This window comes from Kitasatospora sp. NPDC085879 (genome assembly GCF_040686255.1).
Classification (GTDB): Bacteria; Actinomycetota; Actinomycetes; order Streptomycetales; family Streptomycetaceae; genus Kitasatospora.
In genome coordinates this window covers 78,331-99,497 of record NZ_JBFBJZ010000012.1, presented here as the reverse complement: position 1 = coordinate 99,497, position 21,167 = coordinate 78,331, and the positions used below count along the sequence as shown (strand labels likewise).

The 21,167-nt window shown below is 72.2% G+C and carries 20 protein-coding genes and 4 tRNA genes; 13 read left to right on the top strand and 11 right to left on the bottom strand.

Annotated features, from left to right (window positions below; all coding sequences use genetic code 11):
• Nucleotides 1-48: 48 nt before the first annotated feature.
• The 4 genes from AB0P35_RS12230 to AB0P35_RS12215 all read right to left on the bottom strand — a co-directional run bounded on the left by AB0P35_RS12230 (nucleotide 49) and on the right by AB0P35_RS12215 (nucleotide 2,048).
• Nucleotides 49-534, bottom strand: a complete 486-nt coding sequence (locus AB0P35_RS12230) for a hypothetical protein (protein WP_363509727.1) — start codon at nucleotides 532-534, stop codon at nucleotides 49-51.
• A gap of 206 nt (nucleotides 535-740) precedes the next feature.
• A complete protein-coding gene (crcB, locus tag AB0P35_RS12225) occupies nucleotides 741-1,115 on the bottom strand; it encodes a fluoride efflux transporter CrcB (RefSeq protein ID WP_363509725.1) in 375 nt (124 codons plus the stop codon).
• On the bottom strand, nucleotides 1,112-1,498 hold the full coding sequence (locus tag AB0P35_RS12220; protein ID WP_095873702.1) for a DUF190 domain-containing protein: 387 nt from the start codon (nucleotides 1,496-1,498) through the stop codon (nucleotides 1,112-1,114). The genes crcB and AB0P35_RS12220 overlap by 4 nt, the downstream gene beginning before the upstream one ends.
• A 106-nt stretch (nucleotides 1,499-1,604) precedes the next feature.
• Entirely contained in the window at nucleotides 1,605-2,048 is a 444-nt protein-coding gene (locus tag AB0P35_RS12215; protein WP_095873703.1) for a CrcB family protein, read from the bottom strand.
• Nucleotides 2,049-2,146: 98 nt separating this feature from the next.
• Between AB0P35_RS12215 and AB0P35_RS12210 the strand changes: the two genes are divergently transcribed.
• The 4 genes from AB0P35_RS12210 (at nucleotide 2,147) to AB0P35_RS12195 (ending at nucleotide 2,911) form a co-directional block, all read left to right on the top strand.
• Entirely contained in the window at nucleotides 2,147-2,488 is a 342-nt protein-coding gene (locus AB0P35_RS12210) for a metallopeptidase family protein (protein WP_095873704.1), read from the top strand.
• Nucleotides 2,489-2,603: 115 nt separating this feature from the next.
• Nucleotides 2,604-2,676 (top strand) — tRNA-Glu (locus tag AB0P35_RS12205).
• Nucleotides 2,677-2,733: 57 nt separating this feature from the next.
• Nucleotides 2,734-2,807: transfer RNA gene (locus AB0P35_RS12200), tRNA-Asp, on the top strand.
• Nucleotides 2,808-2,834: 27 nt separating this feature from the next.
• Nucleotides 2,835-2,911, top strand: a tRNA-Phe gene (locus AB0P35_RS12195).
• A 550-nt stretch (nucleotides 2,912-3,461) separates the two neighbouring features.
• Here the strand turns inward: AB0P35_RS12195 and AB0P35_RS12190 are convergent.
• Nucleotides 3,462-3,692 carry a hypothetical protein gene (locus tag AB0P35_RS12190; RefSeq protein ID WP_363509723.1) on the bottom strand — a complete coding sequence of 77 codons (231 nt, stop codon included), beginning with the start codon at nucleotides 3,690-3,692 and terminating at the stop codon, nucleotides 3,462-3,464.
• A gap of 250 nt (nucleotides 3,693-3,942) precedes the next feature.
• On the opposite strand from AB0P35_RS12190, the gene AB0P35_RS12185 reads away from it, so the two are divergent.
• Complete coding sequence (locus tag AB0P35_RS12185; protein ID WP_363509721.1) at nucleotides 3,943-4,242, top strand: hypothetical protein; 300 nt, start codon at nucleotides 3,943-3,945, stop codon at nucleotides 4,240-4,242.
• A 30-nt stretch (nucleotides 4,243-4,272) separates the two neighbouring features.
• Here AB0P35_RS12185 and AB0P35_RS12180 read toward each other — a convergent pair whose 3' ends face one another.
• Together AB0P35_RS12180 and AB0P35_RS12175 are read right to left on the bottom strand one after the other, a co-directional pair.
• Nucleotides 4,273-6,501 (bottom strand): arylsulfatase, encoded by a 2,229-nt coding sequence (locus tag AB0P35_RS12180; RefSeq protein ID WP_363509719.1) that lies wholly within the window; start codon nucleotides 6,499-6,501, stop codon nucleotides 4,273-4,275.
• Between the two features lie 661 nt (nucleotides 6,502-7,162).
• Nucleotides 7,163-8,011, bottom strand: coding sequence for a sulfurtransferase (locus AB0P35_RS12175; RefSeq protein ID WP_363509717.1), 849 nt, complete (start codon nucleotides 8,009-8,011; stop codon nucleotides 7,163-7,165).
• Between the two features lie 451 nt (nucleotides 8,012-8,462).
• Here AB0P35_RS12175 and AB0P35_RS12170 point away from each other — a divergent pair, with 451 nt between their 5' ends.
• The 6 genes from AB0P35_RS12170 (at nucleotide 8,463) to AB0P35_RS12145 (ending at nucleotide 13,060) form a co-directional block, all read left to right on the top strand.
• Nucleotides 8,463-8,930, top strand: coding sequence for a helix-turn-helix transcriptional regulator (locus AB0P35_RS12170; RefSeq protein ID WP_095873706.1), 468 nt, complete (start codon nucleotides 8,463-8,465; stop codon nucleotides 8,928-8,930).
• A gap of 101 nt (nucleotides 8,931-9,031) precedes the next feature.
• Nucleotides 9,032-9,499, top strand: coding sequence for a hypothetical protein (locus tag AB0P35_RS12165; RefSeq protein ID WP_144298640.1), 468 nt, complete (start codon nucleotides 9,032-9,034; stop codon nucleotides 9,497-9,499).
• Nucleotides 9,492-10,754, top strand: a complete 1,263-nt coding sequence (locus tag AB0P35_RS12160) for an MAB_1171c family putative transporter (protein WP_363509714.1) — start codon at nucleotides 9,492-9,494, stop codon at nucleotides 10,752-10,754. The genes AB0P35_RS12165 and AB0P35_RS12160 overlap by 8 nt, the downstream gene beginning before the upstream one ends.
• Complete coding sequence (locus tag AB0P35_RS12155) at nucleotides 10,751-11,482, top strand: oxygenase MpaB family protein (RefSeq protein ID WP_363509712.1); 732 nt, start codon at nucleotides 10,751-10,753, stop codon at nucleotides 11,480-11,482. The genes AB0P35_RS12160 and AB0P35_RS12155 overlap by 4 nt, the downstream gene beginning before the upstream one ends.
• A gap of 218 nt (nucleotides 11,483-11,700) precedes the next feature.
• Nucleotides 11,701-12,213: a hypothetical protein gene (locus tag AB0P35_RS12150; protein ID WP_363509710.1), complete on the top strand. Its 513-nt coding sequence runs from the start codon at nucleotides 11,701-11,703 to the stop codon at nucleotides 12,211-12,213.
• 199 nt (nucleotides 12,214-12,412) lie between these two features.
• The gene (locus AB0P35_RS12145; protein WP_363509708.1) at nucleotides 12,413-13,060 is read left to right on the top strand and encodes a hypothetical protein; all 648 of its coding nucleotides are present in this window, start codon (nucleotides 12,413-12,415) and stop codon (nucleotides 13,058-13,060) included.
• A gap of 55 nt (nucleotides 13,061-13,115) precedes the next feature.
• Here the strand turns inward: AB0P35_RS12145 and AB0P35_RS12140 are convergent, their stop codons facing one another.
• Together AB0P35_RS12140 and AB0P35_RS12135 are read right to left on the bottom strand one after the other, a co-directional pair.
• Nucleotides 13,116-14,243, bottom strand: a complete 1,128-nt coding sequence (locus tag AB0P35_RS12140; protein WP_363509706.1) for a hypothetical protein — start codon at nucleotides 14,241-14,243, stop codon at nucleotides 13,116-13,118.
• A gap of 62 nt (nucleotides 14,244-14,305) precedes the next feature.
• The gene (locus AB0P35_RS12135) at nucleotides 14,306-14,650 is read right to left on the bottom strand and encodes a WXG100 family type VII secretion target (RefSeq protein WP_095873711.1); all 345 of its coding nucleotides are present in this window, start codon (nucleotides 14,648-14,650) and stop codon (nucleotides 14,306-14,308) included.
• A gap of 333 nt (nucleotides 14,651-14,983) precedes the next feature.
• Between AB0P35_RS12135 and hrpA the strand changes: the two genes are divergently transcribed.
• The gene (hrpA, locus tag AB0P35_RS12130; RefSeq protein ID WP_363509704.1) at nucleotides 14,984-18,940 is read left to right on the top strand and encodes an ATP-dependent RNA helicase HrpA; all 3,957 of its coding nucleotides are present in this window, start codon (nucleotides 14,984-14,986) and stop codon (nucleotides 18,938-18,940) included.
• Between the two features lie 124 nt (nucleotides 18,941-19,064).
• A tRNA-Asp gene (locus tag AB0P35_RS12125) sits at nucleotides 19,065-19,138 on the top strand.
• A 337-nt stretch (nucleotides 19,139-19,475) separates the two neighbouring features.
• Here AB0P35_RS12125 and bldC read toward each other — a convergent pair.
• Nucleotides 19,476-19,682 carry a developmental transcriptional regulator BldC gene (bldC, locus tag AB0P35_RS12120; RefSeq protein WP_014137253.1) on the bottom strand — a complete coding sequence of 69 codons (207 nt, stop codon included), beginning with the start codon at nucleotides 19,680-19,682 and terminating at the stop codon, nucleotides 19,476-19,478.
• Between the two features lie 512 nt (nucleotides 19,683-20,194).
• A complete protein-coding gene (locus AB0P35_RS12115) occupies nucleotides 20,195-21,118 on the bottom strand; it encodes a hypothetical protein (RefSeq protein ID WP_363509702.1) in 924 nt (307 codons plus the stop codon).
• Nucleotides 21,119-21,167: the final 49 nt, after the last annotated feature.

Here is a 21,167-nt window from a genome sequence, read left to right as displayed (position 1 = left end):
CACCATAGAGGAGCCTGGGGATCAGAGGCAAACCTGCTGGCCAGACCCTCAATGATCGGCCGACCCACTACCCGAACCCGAGGAACCGGGGAGGCTCGGCAGTGGATCGGGGTCGGAGGGGCCGGCCGTCGCGCTGCCGGTGGGCTCCGGGGCGGGTGTGGCCGAGGGGGTGACGCCGGTCGGACCGGGGGTCGGCGGATGCGGCGGCGGGGTCTCCACGCTCCGGTTGGCCGGCAGCGAGGCGGACGGCACCGGGCTCGACTCGGCGGAGACCGACGGCCCACCGCCCGGGCCGCTCGGGGCCGCCGAACCGGACGGCTTCGCCCCGGACCGCGCGGCAGCGGCCGGCAGCACCCCGCCGTGCGAGCCGTGCCCGCCGCCCGTGGAGCGCGCGCCGGGCGCCCCGGAGTCGCCCGGCAGGTCGCCCTGCCCGGCCTGCCGGTCGCTGCCCTGCAGCTCGGCCGAGCCCGACCCCACGGCCATGCAGCCGCTGAGCCCCAGCCCCGCCAGCGCCGCCATCGCGACGCTTGCCACCGCGCGCCGACGCCTCGCCCCGCCCGGCCGCACACCGGCCATCACCCCAGCCATCTCCCGAGCCACCTCTCGCGCCGCCCACCCGGGCCCACCGCCCTCCGGTGCCCAACGCGCGGCAGGGCCCGCCGGACACGGGCGCGCCCCCGTTCGGGGCACCGCCCGGTCCGCCCGCCCGCGGGGACGGGCGCCGGAGAGCGGCCGGGGCCTCAGCCCCAGAACGCGTGCGCCAGCGCCGTCCCCGCGTACGCGGCGCCGAGACCCGCCAGGACGCTGCCCCCGACGTTCGCCAGCGCCAGGAACCCGGCTCCGCTCTGCGCCAGCCGCAGCGTCTCGTACGAGAATGTGGAGTACGTGGTCAGCGCCCCGCACAGTCCGGTGCCGATCAGCAGCTGGAGGTCGGAGGAGGCAGCGCCGGCCGCCGCGGCGGCGGTGAGCAGCCCGAGCACCAGGCAGCCGGAGACGTTCACGGCGAAGGTGCCCCACGGGAACACCGAGTCGTGCCGGGACTGCACCGCGCGGTCGGTCAGGTAGCGCAGCGGGGCGCCGACCACCGCGCCGAGGATCACCAGCAGCCAGCTCACCGGGCCGCCTCCCCGTCGCCGTCCGTGGCGCCCGCGCCGTCCGGGCCCTTCGCGGGGCCGAACCGGACGACCTCGCACTCCTCGAGCAGCACCGGGCCGAGCCCCGGCAGGTCCTCCAGCCGGGGCAGGAAGGCCCGGATCCGCTCCGCGGTGTCGACCACCACGACCGCCACCGGCAGGTCCTCGCCGAGCGACAGCAGCCGGGCCGTGTGGATCACCGACGACGCGCCGAAGCCCTCGATGCCGCGGAACACGCTCGCCCCGGCAAGCCCGGCGGCGTGCGCCCGGTGCACCACCTCGGTGTACAGCGGCCGGGAGCGGTGCAGGTGGCTCTCCCCGACCAGCACGGTCAGCCGCAGCGCGGTACCCCTGAGCCGGCTCATCCCGTCCTCCTGTTCGCGCTGCGCGGCGGGCGCCCACCGCGGTGGCCGACGGCGGCCCCGTGGCGCGCCGCGGCTGGGCGGCGCCCCGTGCTCATGCGGCCCGTGCTCATGCAGCCCGCCGACGGAACAGCCGCCGGGTCAGGCCGGCGGCGATCCAGACCGAGCCGAGCGCGCCCAGCACCGTCGCGGCCAGGTAGCCCAGGCCGCGGGCGGGCGCACCGTGGTCCACCAGGCGCTGGACCTCCACGGTGGCCGTGGAGAAGGTCGTGAAGCCGCCCAGCACGCCGGTGCCGAAGAACGGCCGCAGCAGCGGATGCGGCGCCCAGACCTCGGTGACCAGGACCAGGAAGACCCCGATCACGCCGCAGCCCAGCATGTTGACCAGCAGCGTCGTCCACGGGAAGGCGTCCGGGCCGGTCGGCCAGGCCAACGCCGCGCCGTAGCGGGCACACGCCCCCAGGGCACCGCCGAGCGCCACCACCGCCACCGTGGGGCCCTGGCCGCGCAGCACCGGCGGCCGGCCGCCGGCGGCCTCCCGCGGCGGCGCCACGACCCCGCCTGTCCTGTCCGAGCGCACCACCCAAGTGAATCACCCGCGCCGATCACCTGGCACACCGTCACCGCACACCCGACAATGAGTCGGTGGAGATGACCCGGGACGAGTTCGAGACGCTGGTCGCCGATGCCCTCGACCAGATCCCTCCGAAGCTCGCGGCCATGATGGACAACGTCGCGATCTTCGTCGAGGACGAGCCCGATCCGGCCTCCCCCGACCTCCTCGGCCTGTACGAGGGCACCCCGCTGACCGAGCGCGGCGAGTGGTACGCCGGGGTGCTGCCCGACCGGATCATCATCTACATGGGGCCGACCCTGCGGTACTGCGAGACGTACGAGCAGATCACCGACGAGGTCCGGACCACGGTGATCCACGAGGTCGCCCACCACTTCGGCTTCGACGACCACGAGCTCCACGAACTGGGCTGGTCCTGACCCCCCGGGCGCGACACCCGACAACCCGACCGGAAACCGTTTTGGTGTTCCCGCCCGGCATCCCATATGCTTCTCGACGTCCCCGAACGCTGGATAACAGCCCGGGGGGCCGCAAGCCCTCATCGTCTAGTGGCCCAGGACGCCGCCCTTTCAAGGCGGTAGCACGGGTTCGAATCCCGTTGGGGGCACGCGTTACCGTAGTACAGTGCAGTGCCGCAAGGCCTGAGCGGATCTGATCCGCACCAGGTCCCGTGGAGCAGTTGGTTAGCTCGCCACCCTGTCAAGGTGGAGGTCGCGGGTTCAAGTCCCGTCGGGATCGCTCGTCTCGCAAGAGACGGTGCAGTACGGCCAGGTAGCTCAGTTGGTACGAGCGTCCGCCTGAAAAGCGGAAGGTCGCCGGTTCGACCCCGGCCCTGGCCACCAGTGCTGAACAGCACAAAGCCCCCGAGCGCATCGCGCTGCGGGGGCTTTTTCGTGCCACGTATGCCAACCGGTATGCCAACGGCTCAGGCGAGCCGGTCTCCGAGCGCTCCGAGGGCCTTCCGCTGCTCGTCCAGCGAGGCGTGGGCGTAGACCTTCATGGTCACCCCGATGTCGCTGTGGCCGGCGATCTGCCGCACGGAACCGGAGCGTGAGCCCGAGCCGATCCCGGAGGGGTACCAGCTCCGCCGGAGGTTGTCCGGCTCGATCGCGGTTCCGACCCGGCTGGTGACACCAGCCCCGTTTCCTTCCAGTGGAGTCCGAGCAGCTCGCCACGCCGCATCCCCATGGCCAGCGCCAGCACGTAAAGCGCGTGCAGCCCGGCGGGAGAGCCGCGTGTTGCAGCACTCTCCCGCCGCGCAGCAGGTCGGTTCCTTGCGGGCCTTGTCCCATCCGTTCGCGCAGCACTGGCAGGTGGTAGCCACCCGGGCGAGCCAGGTCCGAACGTCGGTGGCTCGGAGGCTCCTCAGCTTCCGGTTTCCCAGCCCGGAGATCAGGTGGACGCGTTCCACACTCTCGTACCCCTGATACGTCTTCGGTCGGCGGTTGACTTGACGACGGTGGCCAGCCAGTACGCCAAGTAGTCCGCCATCTTCACGTTGGTGTCCGGCGTCGGGATGCCCTGGTTGTCCTGAACCTCGAGGGCCGTGATCTTCTCCCGGATGCCGTCCCGCGTCTTGCCGTAGACGGCGACCCGCTTGGGAACGCCGGAAGTGGTGATCACGTGGACACGGCCTTGGAACAGACCGCGGCTCTTCAGAAAGGTGATGCTGCCGTCTCCGTTGGCGCGCTTGGCGCTCAGCGGCAACGTAACCGACGTCACGCCGCTCCGGTCCGGCGGAAGTCGCACACTAACTTGACTGGGATGGCCAGGGCGCGCCGACCACGACGCAGCCGGTGCGCCAACGGCGCAGGCCAGGCGGCAGTAGGAGGTGCTTTCGATGGCTGTGCCGGTTCGCGCTGACGATGTTCGGGTGGCGGTCGTGCACGCGGCGTTGGCGCCGTTCGCATGGCAGTCGTTCACCACCGTGTCGCTCTGCCGCCGTGCGCTGGCCGCGATGGACGCCGAGCTGGTGTCTCACCGTCCCGGCCCGCACGGCCTTCCGCAGGAGGAGTGCGTCGCCGCGGTGGTGGAGTTCCTGAACGGCCGGCCATGGCGGTCGTACACGGTCGGCGGGCTGAGTCGACTCCTGGTGGGGGCTGCGCTGGCGTGGCGGCAGGAGCAGACCTGGTTCGACATCCGGCTGGGCCTGCTGCTGGACGGCGTGGGCTGACCGGCAGCAGGCCCCGGGTGAGCGGAGGCCCTACTGGCGGGCCATGTGCATGCGCATCTCGCTGGGGGCGTCGACGATGAGGTCGCCGGACAGGTCGACGGTGACGCTGTGAAGGGTGCCGGTGAAGCGGAACGGTGCCTGGTAGTCGGGGGTGACGGCCGATCCCGGGTTGGCTCCGCAGGCCATGCCACCGGGGTTGAACGCGATCGGGGTGGTGACCGGCATATCGGTCTCGCCGACGAGGCGCCCGTCGATGTACAGCTGGGCCCGGCCGGATGCGCCCTTGCCGTGGGCGATGTCCGGGGCGCCGGTGGGCTCGAACTCGAAGCGCAGGGTGTGCCGCCCCTCGGGCACGCTCTCGCTGGAGACCACGTGGTGCAGGGTCCGTTGGACGTAGTTGTGGGCGTAGTGGAGGTGGCCGTCCTTGAGGTAGAGGGACCAGCCGCCGGCGTTGGTGCCCTGGCAGAGCAGGACGCCCTGTGCGCCGCCGGGCGGGATCTCGACATCGGCAGTGACGCTGTGAGGGCGGTTGAGGACCCGGGGCGCGACCGCGGCCGGCAGGACCTGTGTGCCGGGACGGAAGGTGTAGCTGGTGCGGGCCTCGGTGATCTGCGGGCGCTCGGTCATGATGCGCTGCAGGACGCTGCCGTCGATCGGCATCACGTTGTACCTGCCCGCCTCCACGTACCACAGGGCGATCATCTCGATCAGTTTGCTGCGGTGTTCCTGGGCGAGGTTCCTGGTCTCGGCGATGTCCTCGTCGACGTGGTAGAGCTCCCAGTGGTGAGCGTCGAGGTCGTCGAGGTCCGCCATCGTGATCGGAGTGCCGAACGGCCGCTCGGCCTCCTCGAAGGAGGGCCCGGGCCAGGGGCAGACCGCCCGCCACCCGTCGTGGTCGATCGCCCGGTGCCCGAGCATCTCGTAGTACTGGGTGCGGTGCAGGCTCGCCGCGGTGGCATCGTCGAAGGTGTGGGCGAAGCTGACCCCGTGCAGGGGCGACTGGGTGACGCCCCGGATGGTGGCGGGCGGCTCAATGCCGAGCACGTCCAGGACGGTGGGGACCATGTCGATGATGTGCGCGAACTGGCCGCGGACCTCGCCGCGGGCCTGGATGCCGGCGGGCCAGTGGACGAGGAACGGGTCGCTGACGCCGCCACGGTAGGTCTCCCGCTTCCACCGCCTGAACGGTGTGTTGCCCGCCCAGGTCCAGCCCCATGGGTAGTGGTTGAACGTGGCCGGGCCGCCGATCTCCTCGATCCGCGCCAGGCTCTCCTCCAACGTCTCGGGCGCGTTGTTGAAGAACTGCAACTCGTTGGTGGTTCCGGTCACCCCGCCCTCGGCGCTCGCCCCGTTGTCGGAGACCACCATGATCAGCGTGTTGTCGAACTCGCCGGTCTCCTTCAGGAAGTCCAGCAGCCGCCCCATGTGGTGGTCGGTGTGGGAGAGGAACCCGGCGTAGACCTCCATCATCCGCGCGGCCAGGCGCCGCGCTTCGGGCGTGAGCGACTCCCACGTGGGCACGTCCGGATCGTGCGGCGACAGCTCCGCGTCCGCCGGTACGACGCCGAGCTCCTTCTGCCGGGCGAAGGTCCGCTCGCGGTAGGCCTCCCAGCCTGCGTCGAACCGCCCCCGGTAGCGGTCTGCCCACTCCTTGGGCACATGGTGCGGGGCGTGCGTCGCACCGGGGCAGAAGTGCAGGTAGAACGGCTTGTCCGGGGCGACCTGCTTGGCGTCGGCGATGAACGACACCGCCCGCTCGACCAGATCCGCGGTCAGGTGGTAGCCCTCCTCCGGGGTGGCCGGCGGCTCGACCTGGTGGTTGTCGTAGACCAGGTCCGGGTACCACTGGCTGGAATCCCCGCCCAGGAACCCGTAGAACCGCTCGAAGCCCCGCCCCAGCGGCCACCGGTCGTACGGGCCCGCGGCCGACTCCTGCTCCGAGGGCATCAGGTGCCACTTGCCGACCATGTACGTGTTGTAGCCGTGCTGCAGCAACATCTCGGAGAGGAACCCGTTCTCGAACGGGATCTGCCCGTTGTAGCCCGGGTAGCCGGTGGCGAGCTCCGTGATCGCCGCCATCCCGTTGGCATGGTGGTTGCGGCCCGTCACAATGCACGAACGCGACGGCGAACACAGCGCGGTCGTGTGCATGTTGTTGTACAGCAGCCCACCCGCCGCCAGCGCGTCCAGATTCGGCGTCTCGATCGGGCTCCCGTAGCAGCCGAACTGCCCGAACCCGGTGTCGTCCAACACGATCATCAGCACGTTCGGCGCGCCCGGCACCGCTCGCACCGGCTGCGGCCACGCCGGGATCGACTCATCAGTGGTCCGCCCGATGACCCCGGGGAACCTCTGGCCCGGCCTGTACTCACCCCAGGATGACTGCGACATTCTGGCCTCCGTCGCACCAGCAGGCGCGAGAACCGGTGATGTTTGGGTACGCGGCTGTTTCCACGGAGCCCTGTCGCCGACACGTCATCCGGGGCCGGACAGCAGGCCAGCCATCGGCTGGGAGCGACCTGGGCTCCTCCACGCTAGGCCGCCACCATCACCATGGCGACTGGGGCGCGGCATTCGGTCCTCACTGTGAGCAGAGATGGGGACCACGACGCTGTCAGATGCGGTCCGGCCGCGGTCTCCCACTCTCGACATGTCTTCCTGCCATGGCCGATGTGTAGCCAACGCGTATGCCAACAGCGGCGCACATCGGCACCCAACCGAGCACCCCCCTGGGACCGGAAGCGCCTTCAGCCGGGCACGAGGAGCGTCAACCGCACAGCCTGACAAGCGGAAGGTCGCCGGTTCGACCCCGGCCCTGGCCACCGACACATCCCCTGTAGCGAAGATCGCTACAGGGGATTTTTCGTGTCCGGTGTGCCAACCGGTAAGCCCCACGGGCCTCACGGCACCGTGGCGGCGGTTACTCCGGGCCGGGGCCCTGTTCGACGGGTAGGTCGGAGGGGCGGCCCCACTCGCTCCAGGAGCCGTCGTAGACGGCGAGGTCGCGGTAGCCGGCCAGTTCGGCGCCGAGGGCCAGGACGCAGGCGGTCACCCCGGAGCCGCAGCTGACCACCAGGCGCTCGCGGTCGCCGGCCACGGCCGCGAACCGGTCCTTCAGCTCGTCGACGGGCCGCATCCGGCCGTCCACCTGGAGGTCGAGGTAGGGCAGGTTCGCCGCGCCGGGGATGTGGCCGCGGCGCAGCCCCGGGCGGGGCTCCTCGACCCGACCGGTGTAGCGCTCCCGGCTGCGGGCGTCGAGGACCGCGGTGGCCGGGTTCGCGAGCGCGGCGTCCACCGCGCCGCGGTCGACCAGGAGCCCCGCGCGGGGGCGCGCCGTGAACGTCCCGGTTGACGCGGGCGCCTCCTCGGCGCCGGCCTCGGCCAGCGGCAGCCCGGCGGCCTCCCAGACCGGCAGCCCGCCGTCGAGCACGGCCACCCGGTCGAAGCCCATGGCCCGCAGCATCCACCAGGCGCGGGCGCTGGAGTAGATGCCCGCGTTGTCGTACGCCACGACCACGCTGTCGTCGTCCACCCCGAGGGCCCGCAGCTCGCGTTCGAACTGCTCCGGGCCGGGCATGGTGTGCGGCAGCGGATCGGCCTGGTCGGAGAGCGCCCCGTCGATGTCGAATGTCCGCGCCCCGGGGATCGGCCGACGGATCCCGCGGTACACGCCCACACTCGCGTCGAGCACCACCAGCCCGGGCTGCCCCAGGCGCTCCGCCAGCCAGTCGGCCGCCACCAGGGGTCCGGGAGGGGACAGCAGGGTCATCGCACGCACCTTCTCCGTTCCGGCCACCCCGCACACCACGCGGGCGTCCGACGCACAGTAGTACACGGACGGGAAAGGTCGGGGACGATCTCCGGGACGCGTCCGAGGCGGAGGAAGGCCCGGCGCGGCAAAGCCGTTGCGGTGTTCCGCGACCACCGGGTGCGGGCCTCCGGGGCAGGACCGGGCGCCGTTGCCCACCCCCGTGGGGCAGCGGCGCGCCGGAGCGTGTGGGGCCGGGGAGTGCGGCCGACGGCCGTGCGACGGCAGGCCGATGTGTGGTCGATCCTGCTCAATGCGTGACTACCTGTCAACTATCGTGGATCGACCAAGACGGGACTCCCGGATTCCGGCACCCCTCGCGCACCGGAAGGGCACTTCTTCCTCAACGATCGTGCAAGTCAGTACGCATGGGGGATTCTGGCGAGGCGTCAGATCGTTCTATGATCCGCGCATGTCCACCGAATCTGCGCGACCGGAGGGCTCCGACGGGCCGGCCGGGGAGGGTGCGGAGCCGCCGGGCTCCCCCGACTTCGCGGCCCGCTTCCGGCGCCTGATCAAGGTGATCTACCCGAAGGACCTGGGCCGTCCCTGGCGGGACACCGAGATCGCCCTCGGCACCGGGCTGAGCGGGACGTACATCGGGAACCTGCGCAAGGGCACCCAGAAGCCGAGCCTGGAGAACGCGGTGAAGATCGCCAAGTTCTTCGGCGTCCCGCTGGACTACTTCAGCGACTCCGCGACGGCGCAGGCGGTGGAGCGCGACCTGCAGCGGATCGAGGCGCTGCGGGACGCCCGGGTGGAGCGGATCGCGATGCGGGCGGCCGGCCTTCCGCCGGAGATGCAGGACGCCGCCCTCACGGTCGTGGAACAGTTGCGCAGGGCGGTCGGACTGCCCGACGACGGTGACCCGGTGACGTGACCGGCGTGACCGGGTATCAGGAGACGCCGCTGGGCCACTGGCGGCTTCCCGAAGGGGAGCACGTGCGAGGTGTGGGGCGTACCCGCCGCCGGATGCGGGCCGTGGCCAGACAGTTGGGGCTGCCACCGCTGAGCACGGTGGAGGAGCTGTGCGCCGCGGTCGCGGAGCGGACCGGTCGGCCGGTCCGCCTGGAGCCGCGCCGGATGCGGGTGGGGGAGCCGTCCGGGTTCGTCGAGCGGCTGCCCGAGGCGGACGTCGTCCACTTCGAGCAGGAGACCTCGGGCCTGCACCAGGCCCACATCGTCTGCCACGAGCTCGCCCACCTGCTGTGCGGGCACCTGCCGGAGGCGGCGCCGCCGGACGCGGAGACCGCCGCGGTGGAGCTGCCGACCATCGACCCGGCGATCCTGCGGCTGGTCCTCGGCCGCTCGCACTACGACGACGCGGCGGAGGAGGAGGCCGAGGTGCTGGGCGCCGAACTGCTGCGCATCCTGGTGCTCGCCCCGGGCGCCGGCACGACCTCTCAGCTCGCGCCCGCCCTGGAGCACCGCAAGGGCCAGCATGTCTGAGCCGTACGCCGCCCCGGCCGTGGCCGAGGCACCGTTCAACGCCGTCTACCTGGCGATCGGCGCGGCGGCCTGGGTGGTCGCCGCTCTGAAGCTGCGGGCCTGGCGGCGCGATCCCTCGCCCGGCCTGCTGGTGGTGGCGCTGGCGATCGCCTCGCCGGCGAGTTCCTTCCTGATGGCCTCGCCCGTGCTCTACCGGTCGATCGACCGGGTCGCGCACACCGGCAATCTGGCGACCCTGCTGGTCTACCTGGGCATCACGGGCTTCTCCGCGGCGACCGTGGTGCTGGCCCTGATCTGGACCCCGCCCGGCGAGCGGGACGGCGACCGGATCTGGGACGTCTCCTCGGCCGGCACCCGGCGGCGGATCCGGGCGCGGTTGACGCTGTTCGCGGTGCTGGCCGCGCTGATGGCGGTGCTGTTCGCGGCGGGCCGGGCGGGCAGCCCCGAGACCCCGCTGACCTTCGACACCACCTTCGCGGCGGTGCCCGCGATCGCCTGCTTCCTGGCGCTCTACCAGGGCGCGTTCGCCTTCGCGCTGGTCGACATCGCCCGGGTCTGCCTGGGCCACGCCGCCCGGCTGCCGGCCGGCTGGCTGCGCCGCGGCATCCGGTTGATCGCGTACGGCGCGGTCATCGCCTGCGGCTACGTGCTCTGCAAGATCGTCGCGATCGCGGCGGCCGGGGCCGGGGTCGGCGGGGCGGAGTGGCTGAGCACCTCCGCCGGGCCGGCCTTCGCCGCCGCGGGCGCCCTGCTGATCACCGCGGGGTTCGCCGGTCCGGCCGGCGCCGCCTGGGCCCGGCGGCGGCGCGACTACCGGGCACTGCGGCCGCTCTGGGACCTCGTCTACCGGGCCGACCGCCGGCTCGCCCTGGAGGCGCCGCCCGCCCGTTGGAGGGAGCGCCTGGCCCTGCGGGACCTGGAGTGGCGGACCACCCGGCGCGGCCTGGAGATCCGGGACGGCCAGCTCACCCTGCGCCCCTGGGTGGATCCGGCGGTCGTCGCCCGCGGCACCAGGATCGCGGAGCGGGCCGGCCTGGACGCCTCCGAGCGGGCCGCCCTGGTGGTGGCGGCCGCGCTGCGTTCCGCCGTCGCCGCCCTGGACGCCGGACGGCCGCCGCGGCCCCGCGAGGAGCAGGCCGTACTGCCCGGCATCGACGCCGCCCCCGCGGAGGAGCGCGCGCACCTCGTCCGGGTCGCCCGGGGTCTGGACGGCCCGCTGACCGCCGAGGCGCTCGTCGCCGCCGGGGCGCCGTGAGCGGGCCGGACCTGCCCGGCGGCGCCCGGGACCCGTACGCGCGCCTGGTGCTGGCGGTGATGCCGGAGGAGTCCCGGGTCGGGCTGACCCTGGGCTTCGTCCGGACCTTCGCCGTCCCGGAGATCGCCGCCGTGCTGCACGGCACCGGGCAGGTCACCGCGCAGCCGAAGGCCCGGGCCAAGGCCACCGGCACGGCGATGTTCACCCTGATCGGGTGCGGCCCGGACAGCCCCGAGGGCCGGGAGGTGGTGGCCGGGCTGCGCCGGGTCCACGACCGGCCGGGCATCACGCCGGAGCTGATGCACTACGTGCTGGCCTGCTTCACGATCTGCCCGCTGCGGTTCATGGACGAGCACGGCGGGCGGCGGCCCACTCCCCCGGAACGCGACGCCGCGTACACCTTCCACCGGGAGCTCGCCACGGCACTCGGCCTGCCCGAACCGCCGGGCGGCGACCTCGCGGGCACCGAGGCGTGGATGCGCGAGGTCGAGCGCGACCGCTTCGCCCCCACCCCGCAGGCCAGCGCGCTGTGGGCCTCGGCCCGGGGCCTGCTCGCCTCCCGCCTCCCCGGCCCGCTGGCCCCGCTGACCCCCGTGCTGGCCGCCGCCCTGCTGGACGAGCCGCTGCGCCGCGCCCTCGGCGTACGCCGCCCGCCCGCCGCCGTCCGCGCCGCGGTCACCGCCGCCCTGCGGCTCCGGGCCCGCACCGCCCGCCGCCGCACCGCCTGACCGCGCGGGCCCGCTGTCCGACGGCGGCAGCCGCAGCACTGCGCCGGGCCGCACGCACCACGAGGCACGGCGGTCACAGCACAGCAGTCACGGCACAGCGCCCGCGCCGCGGCACGGGCGCACACTGGAGGTACACGCCGGGCGTTCCGGCGCGGCGGGACCGGTCGGCCGAGATCCGTGGCCGGCGGCCGGCCGTGCGCCCCGGCCCGGAGGTGTCCGTGTCCTCAGCCCAGGCAGCCCCTCGGCGCGGCCCCTCGGCCGTGCTGCGCCGGCTGACGGGCGGGCTGGGTCGGAGCCGTTCCCGTCCGCTGCCCGATCCCGCCGACCGCCCGCTGGGGCGGGCGGCGCAGGCCGCCGCCCTGCTGGCGGTGGTCGACGCGGCGGTGGCGGAGCAGGCCGCAGCGGACCGTTCCCTGGCGGCGTGCGGCGAGCCGGGTACGGTGCCGCCGGGGCTGGCGGAGCTGCTGTCCCGGCAGGCGGTCCGGTACGGGCGGCTGACGGGCTGGCTGCGGGCACTGCCGGCGGACGGCGATCTGGCCGGGATCCGCGACCTGGCGATCCGGCTGGTGGCGTACCACCAGTGGATGCTGCACCAGTCGGCGAACCTGGCGTTCGCGGGCCACCACCGGCCCCGCAGCGAGGACGCCCGGCAGCGGATCAACGGCCTCGGCGCCCCCGCCGACCGGCTGCGCGAGCTTCGGAACTGGCTCGATGTGGCAGCCCGGGCCTGATCCGGCGTCATCCGACGGTCCGCCAACCACCCCGCCCGGACGGGCCGGAGGGCGGGTCGGTGCCACCTAGTAGGCTCCACGCCGCCGTCGCGGCCCGGCGTGCACTGCCGATTCGAGCCAGTCGCGCAGCTCGCGCCGCCGTCGAGGGGGCGGTCCGCCGCGGGCGGGCCGTACGACTGTCATCGAGGGGGAATTCGTCATGCGCAACCGTCCTGCGGCCCTGGCCGCGCTGCTGCTCGCGGCCTCGTTCGGCGCGGCCGCCTGCGGCCCGGACTCGTCGGGAGGCGACGGCGCACTCCGGACGCCGAGCAGCGCGGCCGCCGCGCCGTCCACCGCCGCCACCGGCACTGCGGCGGCGGACCCGACCGACGGGGCCACCGGAACGGGCACCGGGTCGTCCGGCGACCAGAACCAGGCCGGCGGCGCCCAGGACGCCGACAACGGCGGCCGCGGCCCGAACTGCAAGGAGTACTTCAAGACCCACAAGGTGATCCGGGTCCGAACGGTCGACAAGGGCCTCGGCCGGCTGACGGCGGACTCCGTCGGGGCGAACTGCAGCCCCAACGGGCTCTTCTTCAACCCGGACGAGAAGCCCAAGCCGTACACCGTCTCGCCCGACGCGAAGGTCACCGTCTACACCGACGAGAGCCTGAAGACGAAGACGGTCGCGGTGCGGTCCGGCACCGCCGGCGACGGCCTGGCGCACGTGAAGACCTGTGCGGAGAGCAACCACGCCGCCGACCCGGACAGCCTGCCGAAGGGCTTCTTCTGCTACCAGGACCTGTACGAGGTCACCGTGGACGCGAAGGGTTCGATCACCTCGCTGAAGGAGACCTGGAGCTCCTGAGCCGACGCCGCGGCCCCCGGTGGACGAACCGCCGGGGGCCGCGCGCCGCCGCTGCTTACATGCCGTTCTTGCGGACGGCGGTGTACTCCGAGTACTTGGAGAGCGGCACCTCCCGGGAGACGCAGCCGAGGCTGCCGTTGTCCTCCAGGATGACCATCCGGGTGTGCGCCTTGTCGGCCCAGCCGCCGAACAGGACGACGTGCTGCTCGCCGTGGGCCTGGTGGACGACCATGGCGTCGCCCGGCAGCATCGAGCTCTTGGAGATGTGGTGGGCGATGCCGCCGCTCTCGCTGATCAGCGGGCCGGTGGTGGTGCCGGGGCCGGGCAGGCCCCAGGCGGCGGAGACGAAGCCGGAGCAGTCGACGCGGTAGCCGTTGGTCTCGGCGCCCTGGCTGTAGCCGAGCTTGCGGTTCACCCGCTCCATCGCGCGGTCGACCATGGCCTTCCGCTCGTCGGAGGCGCCGTCGAGGATCGGCTGGTCCTTCGGGCCGACGCCCTGGCCGTTGTGGCGGTGCCAGTGGTCGCTCCAGGAGTCCCAGCCGGAGCCGTTGATGATGTGGGTCTGCCAGTCGCCGCGGCTGCGGTCCTTGATCTTCGGACCGTCGTGGCGGCCGCCGGGGCGGGTGCTGATGCCGCTGCCGTCGCTGCCCGAGTCGTCGCTGCCGCCGTGGTTCCCGCCGCCCCCGGTGTGGCCGCCGCCTCCGGTGTGCCCGCCGCCGTCACCGCCGCCGGTGTGGCCGCCGCCCCCGTGGTTGCCGCCACCCTTGCCGCCGCCGGTGCCGTCGATGCCGGTGTGCGGGCCCTTGGGCTGCTCCTGGCCCTGGTGGGGCTTCTTGAGCGCTTCCTCGATCTTGCGCTCGATCTCCTTGTACTCGGTCAGGACCTGCTTGATCTTCTGGGCGTCCTGGCCGAGCTCCTCGGTGAGCTGCTTCTTGGTCTTCTCCAGGGCATCGGCCCGGTCGGATATGTCCTTGACCTTGGAAGCCACCTGGGCGGCGACGGCGAAGAAGTTGGCGACGCCGAGCAGTCCGCCGGCGGTCACGTCGGTCGCGGCGGCCTTGGCGACGGCGTTCTTGATGGCCCCGACCCGCTGGCTCATCTCCGTCATCTTGGAGTTGATCTTCTGGAAGTCGCTCTGGATCTTGGCCAGCTCCTGCAGCTGGACGCCGAACTGATCGGCCATGGCGCGGTGTCTCCTCGTGCCTGCTGATACGTGCCTGGGACAGTGGATGGTGCGACGGCCGGTCAGAAGGCGTCGGCGAGACCCTTGATCGCCTTGCCGAGGTCGTCGAGCTCGTCGGCCACGGTGTTGAGCTCCTTCACGCGGCACTGCGCGTGCGCGACGAAGGCGTCGGAGGCCGGGCCGTGCCAGGTGAGGTGGCTCAGCGCGGTGCTGATCTCCTTGCCGAAGGCCTCCACGTCCTTGCTCATCTGCTGCAGCTCGGCGGCGTACTTCTCCAGTTCGGCATCAGGGTCGCCGAACATCTCGCCGAGCACCCACTTGGCGATCTTGGTCGGAGCCCAGAACACGTCCTCGGCGACGTGGACCGCCGCACTTCCGAGGTCCTTGACGTCGTCCCACAGTCCCACAGCCGTTCCCCCATGCTTCTCTTGCACTACAGGCTGATAGTCGGTCAAAAGGCTAGCCGACCCGCAACGGAGCGGGCAGACCCCCCGTCCCGGCCGGGAATGCCCACGGAAAGGACCCGCTCGACCTCCCCCGTCCCGGGCACCCGCCCGACGAGCCCTCCCGAGGAGCCCGCCGAGGATCCCCGGGGGATCGCCGGGCCGCCGGAGTGAGGACGGCCGGGCCCGTCCGCCGGGCCGTTCGCAGATCGCGGTCCGGGGCTGTGACACTGGAGAGGCTCGAAAACCGAGGTGCGCCGCCCCGCGCCTCCTTGCGAATCTAGAGGGATGCCCGCAGTGAGTTCTCCCGTAGCCCGGTCCGCCGACGCACCCGCCATCGCGGAGCTGGCCGCTCGGCTGCCCGAGCTGATGCTCCGCGACCAGCAGCGGATCGGCCGGCGGCTGGACGGCACCCGGCGGGTGCGCAGCCCCGAGGCCCGGCAGAAGATCGCCGAGGAGTTGGCCGCGGATGTCGCCAAGGCCGAGCTCCGGGTCGAACAGCGCCGCGCGGCGGTGCCGGAGATCCGGTACCCCCAGGAGCTGCCGGTCAGCCAGAAGAAGGACGAGATCCTGGCGGCGATCCGGGACCACCAGGTGGTGATCGTCGCAGGTGAGACGGGCTCCGGGAAGACCACCCAGATCCCGAAGATCTGCCTGGAGCTGGGCCGCGGGGTGAAGGGCCTGGTCGGCCACACCCAGCCGCGCCGGATCGCGGCCCGCACGGTCGCCGAGCGGGTGGCCGAGGAGCTGGCGACGCCGCTCGGCGAGGCGGTCGGCTGGAAGGTCCGCTTCACCGACCAGGTCGGCCAGGACACCCTGGTCAAGCTGATGACGGACGGCATCCTGCTCGCGGAGATCCAGACCGACCGCGAGCTGCGCCAGTACGACACGCTGATCATCGACGAGGCGCACGAGCGCAGCCTCAACATCGACTTCCTGCTCGGCTACCTCAAGCAGCTGCTGCCGCGCCGTCCCGACCTCAAGGTCGTGATCACCTCGGCGACGATCGACCCGGAGCGGTTCGCCGCGCACTTCGGCGACGCCCCGATCGTCGAGGTCTCCGGCCGGACGTACCCGGTGGAGGTGCGCTACCGCCCGATCGTCGAGGACGGCGCCGAGGACGAGGAGATCGACCGGGACCGCGACCAGGTGCAGGCGATCTGCGACGCGGTGGAGGAGCTCCAGGCGGAGGGCCCGGGCGACATCCTGGTCTTCCTCTCCGGCGAGCGTGAGATCCGCGACACCGCGGACGCACTGAACCGGATGAAACTGAAGTTCACCGAGGTGCTGCCGCTGTACGCCCGGCTCTCCTCGGCGGAGCAGCACCGGGTCTTCCAGCGGTCGAACAGCCGCCGGGTGGTGCTCGCCACCAACGTGGCCGAGACCTCGCTGACCGTGCCGGGCATCAAGTACGTGGTCGACCCGGGCACCGCCCGGATCTCCCGCTACAGCCACCGCACCAAGGTGCAGCGGCTGCCGATCGAGGCGGTCAGCCAGGCCAGCGCCAACCAGCGCAAGGGCCGCTGCGGCCGCACCTCGGACGGCATCTGCATCCGGCTGTACTCGGAGGAGGACTTCCTCTCCCGGCCGGAGTTCACCGACGCGGAGATCCTGCGCACCAACCTGGCCTCGGTCATCCTGCAGATGACCGCGGCGGGCCTGGGCGACATCGCGGCCTTCCCGTTCCTGGACCCGCCGGACTCCCGGAACATCAAGGACGGCGTCAACCTGCTGCACGAGCTGGGCGCGCTCGACCCGGCGGAGAAGGACCACCGCAAGCGGCTCACCCCGCTGGGCCGCAAGCTCGCCCAGCTGCCGGTGGACCCGCGGATGGCCCGGATGGTGCTGGAGGCGGACCGGCTCGGCTGCGTCCGGGACGTCATGGTGATCGCCGCCGCGCTGTCCATCCAGGACCCGCGGGAGCGCCCGGCCGAGAAGCGCCAGGCCGCCGACGACCGGCACCGCCGGTTCACCTCGGAGACCTCGGACTTCCTCTCCTACCTCGAGATGTGGCGCTACGTCAGGGAGCAGCAGAAGGAGCTGTCCTCCTCGGCCTTCCGCCGGATGTGCAAGACGGAGTTCCTGAACTACCTGCGGATACGCGAGTGGCAGGACGTCTACGTCCAGCTGCGGACGGTGGCCAAGCAGCTCGGTGTGACGATCGACGAGCCCGATCACGATGCCGAGCCGGATGCCGACCGGATCCACCAGGCGCTGCTGTCCGGCCTGCTGTCGCACCTCGGCCTGTTCGACGTGGAGAAGCGCGAGTACGGCGGCGCCCGGGGTGCCCGGTTCGCGATCTTCCCGGGGTCGGGGCTGTTCAAGAAGCCGCCGCGCTGGGTGATGTCCGCCGAGCTGGTGGAGACCTCGCGGCTGTGGGCGCGGATCAACGCGAAGATCGAGCCCGAGTGGGTGGAGCCGCTGGCGGGCCACCTGATCAAGCGGTCGTACAGCGAGCCGCACTGGGAGAAGAAGGCCGGCGCGGTGCTGGCGTACGAGAAGGTGACCCTGTACGGGATGCCGGTCGTCGCCCAGCGCAAGGTGAACTACGGCCGGATCGACCCGGAGCTGTGCCGGGAGCTGTTCATCCGCAACGCGCTGGTCGAGGGCGACTGGGAGACCCACCACCGCTTCTTCGCGGAGAACCGGAAGCTGCTCGGCGAGGTCGAGGAGCTGGAGAACCGGGCCCGCCGCCGGGACATCCTGGTGGACGACCAGACCCTGTTCGACTTCTACGAGGCGCGGCTGCCGGAGCAGATCGTCTCCACCCGGCACTTCGACTCCTGGTGGAAGAAGGCCCGGCACGAGCAGCCGGACCTGCTGAACTTCGAGAAGTCGATGCTCATCAACGAGTCCGCGGACGGCGTCACCGAGGCCGACTACCCGGACCACTGGCACCAGGGCAAGCTGCGCTTCACGCTGACCTACCAGTTCGAGCCGGGCAGCGACGCGGACGGCGTCACCGTGCACATCCCGCTGCCGGTGCTCAACCAGGTCACCGACGAGGGCTTCGACTGGCAGATCCCGGGCCTGCGGGCGGAGCTGGTCACCGCCTGGATCCGTTCGCTGCCGAAGGCGATCCGGCGCAACTTCGTGCCGGCGCCGGACTTCGCGGCGGCCGCACTGCGGCAGGTGAAGGACCGCCAGGAGCCGCTGCTGCCGACGCTGGAGCGGATCCTGCACCGGATGGGCGGTGTGGTGGTCCCGCCGGAGGCCTGGGACGACGAGCGGGTGCCGGACCACCTGAAGGTCACCTTCCGGGTGGTCGACGGCCGGAAGAAGCTCGCCGAGTCCAAGGACCTGGAGGAGCTGCGCCGGATGCTGCAGCCGAAGCTGTCGGCGACGCTGTCCAGTGCGGCCTCGGGCCGGGGCATCGAGCAGTCCGGGCTGACCGCCTGGCCGGCCGGCCTGCCGGTGCTGCAGCGGACCTTCGAGCAGCGCTCCCGCGGCCACTCGCTGCGGGCCCACCCGGCGCTGGTCGACGAGGGCGACACGGTGGCGATCCGGCTGTTCGACACCCCGGAGGCCCAGGAGCAGGCGATGTGGGAGGGCACCCGCCGGCTGCTGATGCTCCGGGCGAACTCCCCGGCGAAGTCGATCCAGGGCCGGCTCGGCAACCAGGCGAAGCTCGCCCTGTCGTACAACCCGCACGGGTCGATCCCGGCGCTGTTCGAGGACGTGGTGGGGGCGTCGGTCGACCGGCTGATGGAGCTGAACGGCGGCCCGGCCTGGGACGAGGCGGCGTTCACCGCACTGTTCGACAAGGTCCGGACGGACCTGTACGACCTGTCTGCGGACACCACGCTGAAGACGGCGACCGCGCTGATCGCCTTCCACCGGGCGTCGACCCGGCTGAAGGCCGTCTCCAGCCCGGTGCTGCTGAACGCGGTGAACGACATCCGGCTGCACCTGGCCTCGCTGGTGTACCCGGGGTTCGTCACCGAGACCGGCTGGCAGCGGCTGCCGGACCTGAAGCGCTATCTGCTGGCGGTGGACCGCCGTCTGGAGGCCCTGCCGGACCACCCGCAGCGGGACGCCCAGAACCTGCTGAAAGTGCAGGCCGTCCAGCAGGCGTACGGGGAGCTGCTGGCCCGGGTGCCGGCCGGCCGGCGGCCCTCGCCGGAGGTCCGGGCGATCCGGTGGATGATCGAGGAGCTGCGGGTGAGCTTCTTCGCCCAGGGGCTGGGTACGCCGGCGCCGGTCTCGGAGAAGCGCATCCTCAAGGCGATGGACGCCGCGGCGGCGACGCTGTGACCGGCGGGCCCGGTCCGGAGGCTCCGGACCGGGCCCGCCGCGGCCGGTTCGACCTGGGGCCCCGCCATGCAGTACGATCTGTCTTGTTCGCGAGCGAGAGCAGACGAACGGATCAGAAATCTCTGGTCCCGTGGAGCAGTTGGTTAGCTCGCCACCCTGTCAAGGTGGAGGTCGCGGGTTCAAGTCCCGTCGGGATCGCAGTGCAGGCAGAGGCCCGGAGCCGTTAGGCTCCGGGCCTCTGGCGTTCCTTCCGGAGGTCGACTGACGGTGGGTCAGTCCCTACACCGGACTAGGTCTAGACCTCAAGATAACGACGGCGTGACAGTCGTCACTTATCCGTTCTTGAGATCGGACACCGGACGCCCCTCGCAGGTGGGCCGGAATTTAATATGTAAAATTGCACATGCATTCCCGGTAATTCCCCCCACCCCCAGGCGCCCCATCGGGAATGCCTGATTCCGGCATGCCGAAGGGCCGTGTCCCCGACCCGGCGGAGTCGGGGGCACGGCCCTTCGGGAAAAACCCCTGAGACCTGTCAGGCCTCGGTTCGCTGAGCCGGAATCCCGGCCAGCAGGGCGCGCACCTCGGCCTCGCGGTAGCGGCGGTGGCCGCCCAGCGTGCGAATGGACGTGAGCTTGCCTGCCTTGGCCCAGCGAGTGACCGTCTTGGGGTCAACGCGGAACATGGTGGCAACCTCGGCCGGCGTCAGCAGAGGTTCAGCGTCAGGGGTACGAGCGGTCATGAGCGGCCTCCTCGGGAGAACCGAACCAGGGCGGTTCTATCCTTCAAATTCTGCACCTTGACCCGCGATGCCCGAAATGGCACACACGGACCGAGTCGGTTATAGGACGAACGGCTTGTCCTGATGTCTACAACTACACCATCCGTCCAGCCCCATCGGCCAAACCGCCTAAATTGGCCCCTCAGGGGTTCAAGCGCGACGGATGGCCATGGACCATCTCATAACGGACAGTCACGATTTCGTGACATCCGGTGACGAGACGACCAGACCCTCCGCTTCCCCACAAAGTACGCACCACCGTCAGAACGACCCAGAAGTGGACACACCAGGTTGAACTTGGGCTGGTTGTCCCATTTTTGCATATAGGGGTAAGTTCGCGTCAACGGTGAGTAGTGTCACGTTCCTGGGGGATTGACCGGTTGGGGCCGGAGGTCTCGGGGCGAGGGGCCGGAAGCCCCTACCTCCCATACCCCTGTCCGGCCCGCGCCTCACCCGGCCGCGGTGACCTCGTGTCAGCTGGCGTGCCGCAGGGCCAGCACCCGGCGCCAACGGGCCGTCACCGACTCGTAGGCCCGCACCGCAGCGGCGGTGTCCCCGGCCCGCAGCGCGCCGATCCCGGCCGCGACGTCCGCCACCGAGCGCTCGGCCGCCAGCGCCTCCGGCCCCAGCAGGTGCACCAGGCCGCCGTAGTCGAGCTCCACCAGCGAGCGCGGGTGGAACTCCTCGAGCCACCGGCCGACCTGCTCCACGCCGAGCACCAGGTCCCCGCCGGGCCCGCTCTCCGCCCCCGGCGCGGCCGTCCGCAGCGCCCGGTAGCCGCGCGCCACCCGCCGGCGGGCCTGCGCCATGGACGTCAGGTAGAAGAGCGAGGCCGGCACGGGCCGCGCCCCGGCGTCCCGGCCGGGCCCGGCCGGGACGAAGTGCCGGTCCTCCTCGCCGAACGGCAGGCACCAGCGGACGGGCACCTCCCACCGGCTGGTGAGGATCCACGGCCGGGCGTCCGGGTGGGCGGTCCGCCAGCGGGCCTGGTCGGCCTCGGCGGCGGCCCGTACGGCGGGCGGCAGCACGGTGTCCAGCAGGAAGGACGGAAGGGCCGCCCGGAGCTCATCCAGCGCCTGCCAGCTCCGCAGCCGGGTGGTCCACGGGCAGATGTAGGTGACCCGGTCGACGACCCGCACCAGCGCCCGCTCGCTCTCCCTGTCGGGCAGCGCCCCCGGGGTCCGGCCGGCCAGCTCGGCCAGGGCCTGCCGCTGCTCGGCCAGGGCTGCCGCGGCGACCGGTTCGCCGGGTCCGTCGGCGTCCGGGCCGTGCTCCGCCGCGTACGCCTGCCAGTGGGCCCGCTCCGGCTCCGGATAGGCGGCCAGCGGCTCGTAGACCCGCAGCTGGGCGGCGTAGGGCGGGAGCACCGAAGTGCGCACGGCGGTCACACCCGGCATCGTCGCACGGCCCGGGGGCCCCGGGGGAGGGTGCCGTACGGGCCCCGCG

Excerpts from the sequence above, each read along its gene's own strand:
- AB0P35_RS12220 (WP_095873702.1), bottom strand. The coding sequence starts at position 1,498 with ATGAGCCGGCTCAGGGGTACCGCGCTGCGGCTGACCGTGCTGGTCGGG.
- AB0P35_RS12210 (WP_095873704.1), top strand. The coding sequence starts at position 2,147 with ATGACCCGGGACGAGTTCGAGACGCTGGTCGCCGATGCCCTCGACCAG.
- AB0P35_RS12180 (WP_363509719.1), bottom strand. The coding sequence starts at position 6,501 with ATGATCGTGTTGGACGACACCGGGTTCGGGCAGTTCGGCTGCTACGGG.
- AB0P35_RS12175 (WP_363509717.1), bottom strand. The coding sequence starts at position 8,011 with ATGACCCTGCTGTCCCCTCCCGGACCCCTGGTGGCGGCCGACTGGCTG.
- AB0P35_RS12170 (WP_095873706.1), top strand. The coding sequence starts at position 8,463 with ATGTCCACCGAATCTGCGCGACCGGAGGGCTCCGACGGGCCGGCCGGG.
- AB0P35_RS12160 (WP_363509714.1), top strand. The coding sequence starts at position 9,492 with ATGTCTGAGCCGTACGCCGCCCCGGCCGTGGCCGAGGCACCGTTCAAC.
- AB0P35_RS12145 (WP_363509708.1), top strand. The coding sequence starts at position 12,413 with ATGCGCAACCGTCCTGCGGCCCTGGCCGCGCTGCTGCTCGCGGCCTCG.
- AB0P35_RS12140 (WP_363509706.1), bottom strand. The coding sequence starts at position 14,243 with ATGGCCGATCAGTTCGGCGTCCAGCTGCAGGAGCTGGCCAAGATCCAG.
- bldC (WP_014137253.1), bottom strand. The coding sequence starts at position 19,682 with ATGACCGCTCGTACCCCTGACGCTGAACCTCTGCTGACGCCGGCCGAG.
- AB0P35_RS12115 (WP_363509702.1), bottom strand. The coding sequence starts at position 21,118 with ATGCCGGGTGTGACCGCCGTGCGCACTTCGGTGCTCCCGCCCTACGCC.